Source organism: Hyphomicrobium denitrificans 1NES1, assembly GCF_000230975.2.
Lineage (GTDB): Bacteria > Pseudomonadota > Alphaproteobacteria > Rhizobiales > Hyphomicrobiaceae > Hyphomicrobium_B > Hyphomicrobium_B denitrificans_A.
Genome location: NC_021172.1, coordinates 2,854,292 through 2,869,695, shown reverse-complemented (window position 1 = coordinate 2,869,695; position 15,404 = coordinate 2,854,292). Strand labels below are relative to the sequence as shown.

The window sequence follows — 15,404 nt, the reverse complement described above, 5'->3', positions numbered from 1 at the left end:
GGATGCGGACATGATGGCGGGATATAGAAGTTGGTTGCGAGGAGCGCTTTTGCTTTCGGCGATTGCAGGAGCAGCGTCGGCATTCGCGGCAGATGTGCCACGGCAGCTCAAATGGGCTGATCTTGTGCCGAAAACCATGCCGGTGGAACCGCTGCGAGGAAAGACATTCTTCGGTGGCTCGACGCCGGTGCCGGATGGCAGTCCGCCACCGCCGGCGCTGCCGGAAGGCAAGTTCATGTCGGTCAAGCGCCGCCAGCCCGGTAGCGATCGCCCCCCTGCCGTCGTCCCCGAACTGGACGGCCAGAACGTGTCGATTGGCGGCTACGTCGTGCCGCTCGATTTCGACGCGACGACCGTGAAGGAATTCCTTCTGGTGCCATTTGTCGGTGCGTGCATACACGTGCCGCCGCCCCCGGCGAACCAGATCATTTACGTGAAAACGGACAAGGGCTTTGAGGTCGGCGGCCAATTCGATCCCGTCACAGTGACGGGTAAGATCAATACGACCGTCGCATTCACTGGCCTTGCGGATGCGGGCTACACGATCACAGCCGACAGCGTTGAACCGCGTAAGAAATGACATTGAAAAGGTGTTGGGGATCGGGTCGGACCCGCACCCTGCGCTTTTCAATGAAAAGTCAACGTCCATTATTTTGGATCGGCCGTGTCGATGAGTTCAAAATCGCATTTCTGAGGGTTGAACGTAGATTGCGATTTTAACGGATACGAACGGACCGTAATTTCATTGCGGGCAACGAAGACTCTAATAAGCTCAGCAATTCTTCTTCGTTCGCAGATGCCAGGTCGGCCAATAGGGTCACGCTCAGGTTAACACCAACTTGAGAGGTTGACATGCCCTTCACGGCCCTAACGCGCAGATCGGCGATCGTTGCTGCATTCGGCCTCGGCATCGCCGGGCTTGCTGGCCAGACGCCATCCGCAGTTGCAAAAGACATTACGCTCCTCAACGTATCCTACGATCCGACCCGCGAGCTGTATGCGGCGTACGATAAGGCGTTTGAGAAATACTGGAAGGAGAAAACGGGCGACAACATCACCGTCAAGCAGTCGCATGGAGGCTCCGGCAAACAGGCGCGCGCGGTGATCGACGGGCTCGAAGCCGATGTCGTGACGCTGGCGCTCGCCGCTGACGTTGACGCGATTCACGAGAACGGCGGCCTCGTCAAAGCCGACTGGATTAAGAAGTTTCCTGAAAACTCGGCACCTTATACGTCGACGATCGTGTTCCTTGTGCGCAAAGGCAATCCGAAGGGGATCAAGGATTGGCCAGATCTCGTTAAGAACGGCGTTGAGATCGTCACGCCCAACCCCAAGACATCGGGCGGCGCCCGTTGGAATTACCTTGCAGCCTGGGGATATGCACTGAAGCAACCGGGCGGCAGTGACGATAAGGCGAAACAGTTCGTCACCGACCTCTATAAGCACACCAAGGTGCTTGATTCCGGCGCACGCGGTTCGACGACGACGTTTGTCGAGCGCGGCATCGGCGACGTGCTGATTGCCTGGGAAAATGAGGCATATTTGTCGCTCAAGGAATTCGGCCCCGATAAATTCGAGATCGTGACGCCGTCCGTTTCAATTCTCGCCGAACCTAACGTTGCCGTCGTCGATAACGTCGTTGACAAGCGCGGCACGCGCACGGTTGCCGAGGAATATCTGAAGCATCTCTATAGTCCTGAAGGCCAGGAGATTGCGGCGCAGAATTTCTATCGTCCGCGCGACCCGAAGATCGCCGAGAAGTACGCAAGCCAATTTGGTCCGGTTAAAACCTTCACGATTGACGATGTGTTCGGCGGCTGGACGAAGGCTCAAGCCACCCATTTTGCGGACGGCGGCGTCTTCGATCAAATCTATACGCCGGGCAATAAAAGCTGATCTGTAACCAGCCATCGGGAATTCGTGCGCTGCCTCGTCGTAAAGCAGGAACTCCTCCAATCGTCCGGGCATGAAACTGGGATGCGGAGAGAATCGCGGCGTTCAGACTGTCTCGCGCGCACCGGCTTCACGGTCGTCAATGGGCGCCGCAAACGCCCTCCGCACCAATGCGTGAAATTGCGTTTCCTCTATCGATTCATCAAGAGGCATATCCCTTGTTTCGGCGCACATCGCGAGCTGGATTGCGACAACTATGATGCAAGATGGAGACAGCAATATAGCAGAAAAGAAATACGCACCTGATCCGGTAATTGACTTGAATAGGAAAATACAAAAAGTGGATGAATCAAATCGGGAATAAAAAACAAAAAATAAACCTCCAACAAAGTGACCAATATAAAGGATGGGAATATTTCATAATGAAACAGAGTTCGGGGCTGCGGTTTTTGCTGCAACTTGGTGCGGCGGGTATGCTGATCGGGGGCAGTTCTCTATCTGCAGCCGCCGCCGATCTCGGGGGGAATTGCTGCGCTGATCTCGAAGAGCGAGTCGCCGAACTCGAGGCGACGACGGCGCGCAAAGGCAACCGCAAGGTCAGTTTGACGGTGTCTGGCTGGGTAAGCGAAGAGGTCGCTTTTTGGGATGATGGCACCGAGCGCAATGCTTACGTCGGCACGAATCCCGTTGAGCAGTCGCGCGTTCGGTTCGTCGGCGAAGCCAAGATCGATAAAGATTGGTCCGCGGGCTATGTTCTCGAGCTTGGCGTTTTCGGTGGCAACGGCGGCAAGTGGGACCAAAACACTCCCGATGGTTCGAGCCCGAACAGTATCTCAGTTCGCAAAAGCAGCTGGTTTCTGATGAACAAAAATCTAGGCAGGGTGCTCGTCGGTCAAGACGGGACATCCACCTACCACCTCCTCGACGATGCCGACACGACGATGACACGAAACTTCTTCGACGGAGAGGGCCCGCCGGACTACCAGGCAAGCTTCTTTATCCGGTCGGGAGGAAGCTTTGTCCCCGCCCCTGGCAGCACCAACAATCTGAAATGGTCAGACGTCGCGCGCGGGTTCAACAACTCGACGCCGGGCGACAACGGCCGCCGAAACATCGTACGATATGACTCACCGACGATCGCCGGCTTTACCTATACAGCCTCGTGGGGTGAGGATGACATCTGGGACACCGCCCTTATTTATAAAGGCGGCTTCGGTGATTTCGACGTGAATGCCCGTGCGGGGTACGGACACTCGACCGACGAGAAAAACAATCTTTGCCACACTGGTCCGACCGGCTTCCGAGCCGATTGCGACTGGTGGGGCGTGTCTGGATTTATCCAGCATAAGCCGACAGGCTTGTTCGTCTTCTCGGGGTTCGGTCAGCAGATCGACAACACGCGTGCAGCCGACGTTACCCTCGGAAATCCAGCGCTCGTCGATAAGACCGACGAGACTTGGTTTGTACAAGGCGGCGTTGAGCACAAGTGGCTGTCGCTCGGCAAAACCAACATCTTCGCCAACTATCGCCACGACACGCCAGGTTCGAATGTAACGAACGGGACGTTGCGCACCCAGCATTCCGACATCAACTATATCTCCGGCGGTCTGGCACAATACCTCGATAACGCGGAGACGATGCTCCATCTCGTTTACCAGCATGCCGACGGTAATGTGTTGGTTGGCGACGATACGGTGAGCACGAAACTCGATAGTCTGGAGCAGGTCATCGCCGGTGCGAAGGTAAACTTCTGAACCACCAAATTTAATCTGACGCTCCCGTCAGATCTTCTGCAAGAAGGGCGGCTCGATCAGCCGCCCTTTTTTCTTCGCGGAAATCGCCTTCCAAATAGGATATGCGGCCGCGGATCATTGCGGCATGAAAAATAGCCACTGAGCTATTTCCACTGTTCGGAATGTCATAAGCGAGCAAATTTCCGATTCCGTAGGCCGCGGACCGCATTCCGACTCAGGTTCGACGAATAAGTAATTGAAACGGAAGACGGGAATTCAAGCTCCACGATCTGTCTTTCCGTTTTTTTCAGCATCCGCAGCCCGTTGCACCGACTGCCACGAGGGCACCGTCGCATAAGCTCAGCAATTTTTCTTCGTTCCGCCGATATGCTTGGCCGGTTATCCGTGCTTGCAGAGGATCGACGAGGAGAAAGGCGGCGCGTGATGGGGATGATCGGAAAGCAGGTCAACGCTGATCCACAACACGCCGGGAGCGCCACAACCAAGCTGTCGATCATCGTCGGAGCGAACCTCCGACACCTCCGCCGCAAGAGCGGTCTTTCCCTCGAACAATTGGCGGCCAAATCGGGCGTTAGCCGGGCAATGCTCGGTCAGATCGAGACCGGGAAAAGCGCGCCGACGATCAATCTTCTGGGCCGTATCGCCGAAGCCTTAAAAGTTTCGGTGCCAAGCCTCATCTCGAATCCAGCTTCGGGCGGCACCGCCGTCGTTCCCCGCGACCGGGCCACTGTTCTAGCCTGGAGCAATGGCGGCTTCACGTGTCGCGCATTATTTCCGTGGGACGACCCGCAGAGCATCGAGATTTATGAAGTGACGATCATCGCCCGTCATCGCGAGGATGTCGCGGCGTACGAGCCGGGAGTGAAGAAGGCGCTCGTCGTCTTGGCCGGTGAAATCGAAGTGACGATCGCGGAAGATTCTCCGGCACACCTTTCCGAAGGTGATTCAATTGTGTTCAACGCCGATTCTCCGCACACGCTTCACAATTCTGGTGACAAAGACGCCAAGGCATTTCTTGTCGTCGCCTCCGTTGATCGCGGCAGATCCCACCCGCGCGGCTTCTGAAGACGCGTTTCGGCGGCCCGATTTCATCGCATTCCATGCAGGAGAATATGATTAGCAAGTCTTCTTCGTTCGAAGATGCGCGCCTCTCGCATAGTTTGCAGAACATTCGCTTTAATGGAAAATTCCGAGGCTCGGAACGATGAGCGGGGGCGTGAACAAGAGAGTTTTGCCGGGATTCGGGCTGTCGCTCGGATTTACGCTCGTTTACCTCTCGCTGATCGTTCTCATTCCGTTGTCGGCCGTCTTTCTGAAGTCGTCGGCAATGACGTCGGGGGAATTCTGGAACGCTGTGACGGCGCCGCGAGTCGTGGCGTCCTACCAGCTGACATTTGGTGCGTCGCTTCTCGCCGCCTGTATCAATTCCGTCTTCGGTCTGCTGCTCGCGTGGGGTCTTACACGTTATACATTTCCCGGCCGAAAGCTCGTCGATGCTCTGATCGATTTGCCTTTCGCATTGCCGACGGCTGTCGCCGGCATCGCGCTGACCGCGATCTATGCGAAGAACGGCTGGATCGGCAGCCTTCTGGATCCGCTCGGCATCAAGATCGCTTTCGGGCCGGCGGGTGTGCTCGTCGCCTTGATTTTCATCGGTTTGCCGTTCGTTGTCCGGACGGTGCAGCCGGTGCTCGAAGATCTTGAAGCCGAGTTTGAGGAAGTCGCGGCGAGCCTTGGCGCAAACCGCTGGCAATCGTTCCAGCGCGTTGTCTTCCCGACGCTATTGCCCGCGTTGTTGACGGGGTTTGCACTCGCATTTGCGCGCGCCGTCGGAGAATACGGATCGGTGATCTTTATCGCCGGTAACATTCCGATGGTTTCGGAAATCACGCCGCTGATCATCATCACGAAACTCGAGCAGTTCGACTATCGCGGCGCGACCGCAATCGCAGCCGTGATGCTCGTCATCTCCTTCATCATGCTTCTCATTATGAACGCGTTGCAGGCTTGGAATGCCCGCCGCTTTGGAAGGGCAGTCTGATGCCCGTCGCCGCAACGTTCGATACGCGCATGCACGGCGCAGGTAGATTCGAGACCAACCCTGCAACACGGGATTCCGGGTGGGTCAAGATCATCGTCCTCGGTCTCGGACTGACGTACTTCGTCGTCTTCCTCCTGCTTCCGCTCATCGCTGTCTTCGTTGAAGCGTTTCGCAAAGGTGCGGAAACCTATTTTTATGCACTCGTCGAGCCTGGCGCGCTGTCGGCAATTCAATTGACGTTGCTGGCGGCCGTCATCTCGGTTCCGTTGAACCTGATCTTTGGCTTGGCGGCGGCGTGGGCAATCGCGAAGTTCGAATTTCGCGGAAAAGACTTGCTGATTACGCTTATCGATCTGCCGTTTTCCGTTTCACCTGTTGTCGCTGGCCTGATTTACGTTCTCGTGTTCGGGCGGCAAGGATGGCTCGGTCCTTGGCTCGGCGCGCACGATATCAAGATTATTTTCGCCGTCCCCGCTATCGTCCTTGCGACGATCTTCGTCACGTTTCCCTTTATCGCGCGCGAGCTCATCCCATTGATGCAAGCGCAAGGGCGCGAAGAAGAGGAAGCGGCCATCTCTCTTGGCGCGTCTGGGTTTCAGACATTCTTTCGCGTCACGATCCCGAATATCAAATGGGCGCTTCTTTACGGCGTTATTCTCTGCAACGCGCGCGCGATGGGCGAATTTGGCGCTGTGTCGGTCGTATCGGGGCATATCCGCGGCGAGACGAACACGATGCCGCTCTACGTCGAGATTCTTTACAACGAATACCAATTCGCGGCTGCATTCGCGGTTGCTTCGCTCCTCGCTCTATTGGCGCTCGTGACGCTTGCGCTGAAGACCTACGTCGAGTGGCGCGCGGGCAGACTCCTTGCGGAAGGGCAAGACCAATGAGCATCGAGGTTCGCAACATCAACAAAACGTTCGGCCCGTTCAATGCGCTCGATAACGTCTCACTCAATTTCCCCGATGGTGAGCTGGTCGCGCTACTCGGTCCGTCGGGATGCGGCAAGACGACTTTGCTGCGCGTGATTGCCGGACTCGAACATGCCGACAGCGGCCGCATCGTCCTCGACGGCGATGACGCGACGACCAAGGACGTCCGCCAGCGACATGTTGGATTTGTGTTTCAGCACTATGCGCTGTTCCGGCATCTGACGGTGTTCGAGAATATCGCATTCGGACTGCGCGTCCGCCCGCATCGTGAGCGCCCGAGCGAGAAAGACATCCGCACCAAGGTCGGGCAGCTTCTGGAACTTGTGCAACTGTCGTGGGTCGCGAACCGGTTTCCGTCGCAGCTCTCAGGCGGTCAACGCCAACGTATTGCGCTCGCCCGCGCGCTTGCCGTCGAACCGCGCATGCTTCTGCTTGATGAGCCGTTCGGCGCACTCGATGCGAAAGTGCGAAAAGAGCTTCGGCGCTGGCTCAGGACGCTGCACGACGAGCTTCATATCTCATCGATCTTCGTTACCCATGACCAGGAAGAAGCGCTCGAGGTCTCCGACCGGATCGTCCTCATCAACAAGGGGCGCGTCGAGCAGATCGGGCCGCCGAAAGAGATTTACGAGCGACCGGCGACGGCGTTCGCTTACGGGTTCATGGGCGCGGTTAACGAATTCAGAGGCCGCATCGAGGGGGACTATGTGCGCGTCGGAAATGAGCGCCTCCGGCATCATGCCGGACATTTTGAGGACGGACAGCAGGTCGTGGCATTCGTCAGGCCGCATGAAACCGAAATCGTACCGGATGTCTCTTTCGATGACGGCATCACGGCAAGCGTCCATCGGATTCTTGGCACGGGCGCCGTCGCGCGTGTAGAATTGGTGGCAAACGGCGATGCCCGTAAGGGTCGTAAAGACTTCTTCGAGGTTGAAATTCCGGGCGTCGAGGCAGCTTCGCTTGGGCTCGCCACGGGGCAGCGCGTGAAAATCAGAAGTCGTCGCCTCAGCATTTTCCCAGAACAGAACGGTATCTCCGCGTCGTGAACTTTCAGCAGCTCCGCATCATCCGCGAAACATTACGGCGCAATTTCAATCTCACCGAGGTTGCGAACGCGCTTTACACATCGCAATCTGGTGTCTCGAAGCACATCAAGGATCTGGAAGACGAGCTTGGAGTCGAGCTCTTCATCCGTCGTGGCAAAAGACTTCTAGGATTGACCGAGCCTGGAAAGGAATTGGCGCAGATCGTCGAACGCATTCTGCTCGACACGGCCAATATCAAACGCCTTGCCGATCAGTTCGCAAAATCCGATCGCGGCGAGATCACCATCGCGACCACGCACACACAGGCGCGCTATGCGCTCCCCGGTCCGATCGCCGCTTTCCGTAAGGAGTTTCCGAACGTCCATCTTGTGCTCCAGCAAGGATCGCCGCGAGAGATCGCCGCCATGCTGAATGACGGCTTGGCAGATATCGGCATCGCGACGGAAGCTTTAGAAAGCACGCCGGAGCTTGTCTCGTTTCCTTATTATTCCTGGCACCACGGCATCATCGTGCCGAAGGGACATGCGTTGGAGAGTGTCAAGCCGTTGACGATCGAGAGGATCGCCGAGTGGCCGATCATCACCTATCACGGAGGCTTCACCGGCCGTCCCGGGGTCGATGCAACATTCGCCAAGGCAGGCTTGGCGCCGGACATCGTGATGGTCGCGCTTGATGCCGATGTCATCAAGACGTACGTCGAGGTCGGACTCGGCATCGGAATCGTCGCGTCGATGGCTTACGACAAGGAGAGGGATGCAGGGCTCCGGCTGCTCGACAGCAGTCATCTTTTTCCGAAGACGACGACACGTATCGCATTGCGCCGAGGGCGCTTCTTGCGCCGCTTCGCCTACCGGTTCATCGAACTCTGCGCGCCCGATCTTACCGAAAAAGTGGTCAGGTCCGGCACCGAAGCATCCGCCGAAGTGTGATGTTAGGATCAATTGCGATCAGTCCGACCGCGCCTTCAAGGAACGCAACCACCCAAGGCTGTCATAGGTGGAGGCGCGCGGTTTGTATTCGCAGCCAACCCAACCCCTATAGCCTGCGCGGTCAAGATGGTCGAAGATGAACGGAAAATTGATTTCCCCCGTTCCAGGTTCATGCCGCCCCGGCGTATCCGCGATCTGTACGTGCGCGATGTGCGGGAGATATTTGTCGATGGTCGGCGTGAGATCCCCTTCCATGATCTGCATGTGATAGACATCATACTGCAGGCGCAGATTTGGTGCGCCAACGCTTTCGATGACGTCCACCGCTTTTGCCGTGGAACTCAGAAAATAATTCGGAATGTCGCGCGTGTTGATCGCCTCGATCAGCAACGTCATGCCTTCGTCGGCAAGGGCGCGCGCCGCGAAGGCCAGGTTCTCGACGTAGGTCTTGCGCATCGCCCGATGATCGGCTCCGGCCGGTGCAGTTCCCGCGAGACAGTGGAGCTGCGTGCAGTTCAGAGCCTTCGCATATTTGACGGCACGCGCGACGCTTTCGCGGAATTCTCCGGTCAAGTTCGGATAGATCGCAATACCCCGGTCTCCGGCAGCCCAGTTTCCGGCCGGCAGGTTGAACAGCGCCTGCGTAAGGCCGTTCGCCTTGAGCCGCGCGGCAAGATCGTCCGCGTCGTAATCATAGGGGAAGAGGAACTCGACGCCTTTAAAGCCAGCAGAGGCAGCCGCGTCGAAACGGTCGAGAAAGGGAAGCTCGGTGAAGAGCATCGACAGGTTGGCCGCGAACTTAGGCATGGGGTTTCTCTCGTTGAGAAAGTCCGCCTAAGTGTCGAGGCGCGCCTCGCGAGCCGCGCGAAGACGACGGAAATCATCTCCGGCGTGGTAGGAGGAGCGCGTCAGCGGCGAAGCGGAAACCTGAAGGAAGCCTTTGGCATAGGCTGATCTTGCCAGCGATTCGAATTCGTCCGGCGGCACGTAACGGTCAACGGCGGCATGCTTTCGTGTCGGCTGCATATATTGGCCGATTGTTAGGAAATCGACATCAGCCGACCTGAGATCGTCCATGACCTGCAGCACTGCTTCACGCGTTTCCCCGAGCCCGACCATGATCCCGGATTTCGTGAACATCCGCGCGTCGATCTCTTTCGCACGCTGCAACAGCCTGAGCGAATGAAAGTACCGTGCACCGGGGCGGATTTTCGGATAGAGGCCGGGTACCGTCTCGAGATTGTGATTGAAAACGTCCGGGCGCGCCGCAATGACGATGTCGAGCGCGCCGTCCTTGCGCAGGAAATCGGGCGTCAGCACTTCGATCGTCGTTTGCGGCGACAAGGAACGGATCGCCTGGATCGTTTCCGCAAAATGGTGCGCCCCACCGTCGGCAAGATCGTCGCGGTCGACCGACGTTACGACGACGTGCTCGAGTCCGAGACAGGCCACTGCGTCGCCGACGCGCCGCGGCTCATCGGAATCGAGATGTCCCGGCCGTCCGGTCGCGACGTTGCAGAAGGCGCAGGCGCGCGTGCACACGTCGCCCATGATCATCATCGTTGCGTGCCGCTTCTGCCAGCATTCGCCGATGTTCGGGCAGGCCGCCTCTTCACAGACGGTATTGAGGCCGTTCTCGCGCATAATTTTGCGCGTCTGTGCAAAGCCGGGCGAACTGGGGGCCCGCACGCGCAGCCAAGGCGGCTTCGGCAATTGCGGAGTATCCGGCCGCGACGCCTTTTCCGGATGGCGCAGGCGCGGCTTGGGTTCTGTCGTATCGAGAAGCGTCACCAAGGGATTGTTCAACTCAGGTCAGGAGGGCATGGCGAAACCATAACCCGATCGCGAGGGTTGTGCACCTTTGACATGGCGGGTGCCTGCGCGGCGGGCAACCCCCCGAATAGTAGGTAAGCCGAAACAAAACGGGCGGCCCTTGGGCCGCCCGTGGAATTCAGACCAGTAATCGCAGTTATGACGATTTCGCCGGATGTTCGACCATCGATGCCTTGGTCGGCGTCGGATCGACCGGAGTTCCCTCACGCGGCTTAACTGGATCGGGAACAACGTTCGTCTTGGCTGGTGAAGATGTCGTTGCCGATTTCTTCTCGACAACTGCGGGCTTCCTTTTCTTTATTTCGGACGACTTTGTCTCGGAGGATGACGTAGAGGCTGTCTTCTTCTTTGCAGGCTGAGCCTCGATCGGAGTGTCGACCGTTGCATCGACTGCGTCATCGGATTCCTCCGGCCGCACGCTGACGCGCTCGGCGCGCACCGGTGGCGCGTCATCGCCCCAGGAGAACAAACTTCCGACGCTGCCCTGCGGTTTTGTGTAGCCTGTGCGGCTGGGCGAGGAACTCTGTGCGTACCCGCTGCCGCTGCTCGACTTGTCGGCCTGATCGTCGCCGTAACGCGGATAGGAGCTATTGGATATGGCCGATCCTGTCGTGAAGTGCTGCCACGTAACGGTCACGCGCATACCGACCGGCACGCGCGGATAAAGATCAAGCACGTCCTGGTTCGTCATGCGGATGCAGCCGTGCGAAACCGCCTGGCCGATTGTCCACGGTGCGTCGGTGCCGTGAATGCGGTAGGCGCTGGAGCCCAGATACATGGCCCGGATGCCGAGCGGGTTCATCGGATGGCCGCCAGGTACCCAACGCGGAAGGCGCGGATTTTCACGCAGCATGTCAGGCGTCGGTGTCCATGGCGGATTGACCCGCTTGCTGGAAACGGAAGTCACGCCCTGCCAGCGGGCGTCACCCTTCGGAACGGCGACTGGATAGGTGATCGCTTCGCCGGGCTTCGTGATCAGATAAAGCCGGCGGTCCGAGAACGAAACGATAATCTGATTCGGTTTGTACTTAGGATCGAAGGAAACCACGCTGCGCCCGCCGCCGTACTCTTCGCTACCGCCCCAGAGAAAATCGACAAGGTCTTCGGCTTGGACCGACGTCGTGGTGATCAGTCCACCGGCCAGGATAAGGGCGGCAAGGGCAATTCCACTCAAACGGCAGTGCAGGGTCATCGGGGGATGCTCCAATGGGCAGCAAACAACGCGCAGGGTAACGGGGTTATCCTGTTCTTGATTAGTGAAGGCTGGGTATAAATCAGTCCCGTTTTCACCGGCAGAGCAGGGAAGTCACAGTCCGTTTACGATCACGTCTGTGCCCTGAGTTTGTTGGCGTTTTCGAAATTTTCCTACGTTGTATGTTGCCGTTTGATGACGCTACCCGATGAGTTCGTTTTTTGTCTCGCAGCCTTGACCCAGCGAGGAAGATAAGTTGGAACAAAAACAGAACTTTACGTCAATCGGCGTTCGTAAACAGTTCCTTTAAATCCTGAGTTTCCTCTGAGCCCGAGAAACTCGGCCTCCGCCGGACGTTGCCTTCGCTCGTGGCGCCCACCGGCGGTGATGAGCCGTATCCTTGGATCCCCGCTGGTTCGCCTGTTGAGCAAAAAGGAAAACGCCACCGCACGCACCGTGCGATGGCGTTTGATCTGCGAACTCGGAATCCCTGAGATTACTTACAGGCCATCTGCGAGGAGCGGCACTCGGTCAGCACCGAGCCCGGCGAACACGTCGTGTGGACCGGCCCTTTGGCTTTTAATCCCTTGCCTTCGATGATGTTGGCCAATCCATGGGTCGACATGATGACGGCCAGATCGTGCGTCAGCCCGTCGCCTATGGCGCCGACTCTCACGCAGCTGCCCGCTTCTGCCGTCACCGAAAGCGCGCATACGATGGCCGCAGCCGCAACGCCAATTTTGAATGAACGCATTTGCCCCTCCGAAGGATGTAGCAACGATATCGCGCCGGAACCTAATCGAGCGCTTAACCCCCCGCAACAGACGCCGCAACGTGCGACGCTCTTCGATGGTAACGAGTTGGAATGCGTGCTGCAATTGCAACTAGTTCCAGTAAACTCGACGTTTGATTAGGGCGTGTCCCGACCCGATGCTGCTCGGCTCATCCGGCATTACGCCGCCCTGACCTGCCTCAAGCAATCGCTGCGCCTATGAGCGCCGTCATGCTCGTCAGCTGAAATATAGCGCCGGCGGCATGAGAATATTCCCAACTCCTTCGTAGTGCCTCCCAGTTTGCCGGGATTGTGGTCCAGTTATCGGTTGCAACGTTTGCGGGATAGGTGAACGTCCAGAAAAGGGCAGCGACCAGACAAATAAGCGCGATCACGCTCAGGAGACGCACGTCTCGTTTAGGCTTCGATAATACGATGACCGTGACGATCGACAGAAGTTGGACAAGAAGTACAAATCCCAGCAGGTCCCAACCCCGATAGATCCCTTGAACAACGAAATAATCATCGCGAGATAGGGCGATCTTATTTGGAAGCTCGAACAGATGCGCGAGTGCGCCTCCCAATGCGATCGCAGTGCTCAACAAAGCAATGGCAAGTGCGATGCGATAGCCGGATACTCGGGACATGCGGTGCAACGCAGGCGACCGTTCCAGGGTTCCGACCGCGCAGGCTCATGACCTTCTCAAGGCTGCTTTGCCGCGATCGACGTCGGGATGCCCTCCGCGCCCATGTAGACGACGAAGAGTCTCATGACGCCGGTGCCAGTGTTCTTGCCGTTGTGCGGGATGCTGATCGCTTCGGCGACCGACTCTCCCTTTTTGTATGTGCGCGTACCTTTCGCGCCGTAATCGACTGTCAGCTCGCCGTCGAGGATGAGACCGGTCAGGGGAACGCCATGCGTGTGCCAGCCCGTCTCCGCGCCCGGTGCCATCTCAACGATCGCGGTCGTAAGCCTCGCCGGTGCACTGGTCGGGTAGACGATCGGTTCGTCCATGACGGTTTTGCCGGTCGAAAGAAGCTGTGTGACTCGCGTCGTGGCGTCGAGGGCCCTGGTGCTTGCCGCTCCCGCTGCGAGAAGACCAAGCGCAACGATCCCAAGCCGAAGGTGGCGGCCTTTCAAAATGGACATGTGTCTCTCTCGTGACTTTGCATTAAGAACTCGACGATGAGGTATGCTTGCTTTCTCGCTCATCGCCAATAGTGTCCGCCTCGGCCTTCCAGGAGCACGAATGATTTCCCGATTAGTAATCGTTTTTTTGTGCCTCCTGCCTGTCGCGTCGACTTTGGCAGCACAGGAAAGCCGACCTGCACCGGAGGCCGCGTCGGGTACGACGGAGAAGTCCCTCGTCATCGCGCAGCGCCAGATGATCGTCGCTGCCGAGCCGCTCGCCGCCGAAGCCGGACGCGAGATTTTGCGCCAGGGAGGGTCGGCGGCGGATGCCGCCATTGCAACGGAGCTCGTGCTCGGCCTTGTGGAACCCCAGTCCTCGGGCTTGGGCGGCGGCGCATTTCTTGTGTACTGGGATGCGCAATCGCGGTCGCTCTCGACCTTCGACGGCAGAGAAACGGCGCCCGCTGCCGCGAAGCCCGATCGCTTCATGCGGGACGGCAAGCCGATGGCTTTCGAGACGGCGGTCAGATCAGGTCTGAGCGTCGGCGTTCCCGGCCTGATGCGAACTTTGGAGGCCGTGCATAAGCGCTTTGGCAAGCTACCGTGGGCAGCGCTCTTTGCTCCGGCCATCAAGCTTGCGGAGGAGGGCTTTCCTGTCTCGCCCCGACTCGCGGCTCTGCTCGATGCGACGAAAGCCGAAAATTTTTCGGCCGGCGCGCGTGCTCGTTTTTTTGACGAAAACGACAGGCCGCGCGCGACGGGAGAAATTCTGACGAATTCTGCCTACGCAGAGACGCTGAAAGCGATAGCCGAAAAGGGCGCCGATGCGTTTTACTCCGGCCCGATCGCCGACGCGATCGTAAAGGCCGTCCGGGGCGCTTCGAGCATTCCCGGCGACATGACGGCGGCCGATCTTTCAGGGTACGTCGCGAAGGAGCGCGACCCGGTATGTGTCGATTATCGCGCAAGAAAAGTCTGCGGCATGGGCCCGCCGTCATCGGGAGAGATATCCGTCGGAACGGTCTTGAAGCTGATCGAGCCGTTCCCCGAGGTGAAAGGCTCGGCCGCGTTGATGACCGCGCCCGCGCTTCACATTATCGCCGAAGCCGAAAAACTCGCCTTCGCCGACCGCAATCGCTACATCGCCGACCCCGACCAGATTTCCATCCCATCGGGCCTGATGGATGACGTCTATCTCGCGGAGCGGCGAAAGCTGATCGATCCCCAAAAAGCAATGAACAAGGCTGAGCCCGGGCTGCCGCCGGGACTCGCCAAGAAAACGTTTGGCAAGGATTTCACCAACGAGGTTCCGGGCACGACGCAGATCTCGATCGTAGATGCGGAGGGTAATGCTCTGTCGATGACCGCGACGATCGAGAGCGCGTTCGGATCGCATCTCTGGGCAGCCGGTTTTCTTCTGAACAACGAGCTGACCGATTTTTCCTTCATCCCGGTCGATGAAAAAGGTGCAACCGTTGCGAATGCAGTTGCGGGAGGCAAGCGCCCGCGCAGCTCGATGGCACCGACGATCGTGCTTGATTCACAAGGTACGCCCGAGATCGTGACCGGATCGCCGGGGGGATCGCAGATCATCCTCTATGTCGTCAAAGCGGTCGTGGGGATGCTCGACTGGGGCCTCGATGCGCGGCAGGCCGCCGCACTGCCGAATTTCGGAAGTCAAGGCGGTCCTTTCATAATCGAATATTCTCCGTATTACGTCTGGCCTGCGTTCGAGTTGACATCCTACGGCCACGCCATCGCCAACGCGACGATGACGTCCGGCATCCACAGCATCGTGCGCAAAGACGGGCATCTCGAAGGCGGAGCCGATCCGCGGCGCGAGGGTGTTGCACTCGGCGATTGATGCTAGAGAA

Annotated in this window: 15 protein-coding genes; 9 read left to right on the top strand and 6 right to left on the bottom strand. The window is 58.2% G+C overall.

The genetic code is table 11. The annotated features are described in order from the left end of the window. Window positions 1-10 precede the first annotated feature (10 nt). The 8 genes from HYPDE_RS13735 (at window position 11) to HYPDE_RS13695 (ending at window position 8,601) form a co-directional block, all read left to right on the top strand. Window positions 11-580 (top strand): DUF3299 domain-containing protein, encoded by a 570-nt coding sequence (locus tag HYPDE_RS13735; RefSeq protein ID WP_041320501.1) that lies wholly within the window; start codon window positions 11-13, stop codon window positions 578-580. A gap of 272 nt (window positions 581-852) precedes the next feature. After that, window positions 853-1,896, top strand: a complete 1,044-nt coding sequence (locus HYPDE_RS13730) for a sulfate ABC transporter substrate-binding protein (protein ID WP_015599092.1) — start codon at window positions 853-855, stop codon at window positions 1,894-1,896. Between the two features lie 419 nt (window positions 1,897-2,315). Then, window positions 2,316-3,647: a porin gene (locus tag HYPDE_RS13725; protein ID WP_015599091.1), complete on the top strand. Its 1,332-nt coding sequence runs from the start codon at window positions 2,316-2,318 to the stop codon at window positions 3,645-3,647. Window positions 3,648-4,070: 423 nt separating this feature from the next. After that, window positions 4,071-4,712 (top strand): helix-turn-helix domain-containing protein, encoded by a 642-nt coding sequence (locus tag HYPDE_RS13715; RefSeq protein ID WP_144061272.1) that lies wholly within the window; start codon window positions 4,071-4,073, stop codon window positions 4,710-4,712. A gap of 139 nt (window positions 4,713-4,851) precedes the next feature. Next, window positions 4,852-5,688: a sulfate ABC transporter permease subunit CysT gene (gene cysT / locus HYPDE_RS13710; RefSeq protein WP_015599088.1), complete on the top strand. Its 837-nt coding sequence runs from the start codon at window positions 4,852-4,854 to the stop codon at window positions 5,686-5,688. Next, window positions 5,688-6,581: a sulfate ABC transporter permease subunit CysW gene (gene cysW, locus HYPDE_RS13705; protein WP_015599087.1), complete on the top strand. Its 894-nt coding sequence runs from the start codon at window positions 5,688-5,690 to the stop codon at window positions 6,579-6,581. The genes cysT and cysW overlap by 1 nt, the downstream gene beginning before the upstream one ends. Beyond that, window positions 6,578-7,672, top strand: a complete 1,095-nt coding sequence (locus HYPDE_RS13700) for a sulfate/molybdate ABC transporter ATP-binding protein (RefSeq protein ID WP_015599086.1) — start codon at window positions 6,578-6,580, stop codon at window positions 7,670-7,672. The genes cysW and HYPDE_RS13700 overlap by 4 nt, the downstream gene beginning before the upstream one ends. Next, entirely contained in the window at window positions 7,669-8,601 is a 933-nt protein-coding gene (locus tag HYPDE_RS13695) for a CysB family HTH-type transcriptional regulator (RefSeq protein ID WP_015599085.1), read from the top strand. Before HYPDE_RS13700 ends, HYPDE_RS13695 begins: the two co-directional genes overlap by 4 nt. Before the next feature lie 18 nt (window positions 8,602-8,619). Here the strand turns inward: HYPDE_RS13695 and hyi are convergent, their stop codons facing one another. The 6 genes from hyi to HYPDE_RS13665 all read right to left on the bottom strand — a co-directional run bounded on the left by hyi (window position 8,620) and on the right by HYPDE_RS13665 (window position 13,548). Next, the gene (gene hyi / locus HYPDE_RS13690; protein WP_015599084.1) at window positions 8,620-9,408 is read right to left on the bottom strand and encodes a hydroxypyruvate isomerase; all 789 of its coding nucleotides are present in this window, start codon (window positions 9,406-9,408) and stop codon (window positions 8,620-8,622) included. Window positions 9,409-9,435: 27 nt separating this feature from the next. Continuing rightward, window positions 9,436-10,395: a lipoyl synthase gene (gene lipA, locus HYPDE_RS13685; RefSeq protein ID WP_015599083.1), complete on the bottom strand. Its 960-nt coding sequence runs from the start codon at window positions 10,393-10,395 to the stop codon at window positions 9,436-9,438. 175 nt (window positions 10,396-10,570) lie between these two features. Beyond that, window positions 10,571-11,626, bottom strand: a complete 1,056-nt coding sequence (locus HYPDE_RS13680) for a L,D-transpeptidase (protein ID WP_015599082.1) — start codon at window positions 11,624-11,626, stop codon at window positions 10,571-10,573. A gap of 496 nt (window positions 11,627-12,122) precedes the next feature. Beyond that, complete coding sequence (locus HYPDE_RS13675) at window positions 12,123-12,380, bottom strand: hypothetical protein (RefSeq protein ID WP_015599081.1); 258 nt, start codon at window positions 12,378-12,380, stop codon at window positions 12,123-12,125. A gap of 218 nt (window positions 12,381-12,598) precedes the next feature. Continuing rightward, window positions 12,599-13,045 carry a hypothetical protein gene (locus tag HYPDE_RS13670; RefSeq protein ID WP_015599080.1) on the bottom strand — a complete coding sequence of 149 codons (447 nt, stop codon included), beginning with the start codon at window positions 13,043-13,045 and terminating at the stop codon, window positions 12,599-12,601. 56 nt (window positions 13,046-13,101) lie between these two features. After that, window positions 13,102-13,548, bottom strand: coding sequence for a cupin domain-containing protein (locus HYPDE_RS13665; RefSeq protein ID WP_015599079.1), 447 nt, complete (start codon window positions 13,546-13,548; stop codon window positions 13,102-13,104). A gap of 100 nt (window positions 13,549-13,648) precedes the next feature. Here HYPDE_RS13665 and ggt point away from each other — a divergent pair, with 100 nt between their 5' ends. Next, on the top strand, window positions 13,649-15,394 hold the full coding sequence (gene ggt, locus HYPDE_RS13660) for a gamma-glutamyltransferase (protein WP_041321331.1): 1,746 nt from the start codon (window positions 13,649-13,651) through the stop codon (window positions 15,392-15,394). Window positions 15,395-15,404: the final 10 nt, after the last annotated feature.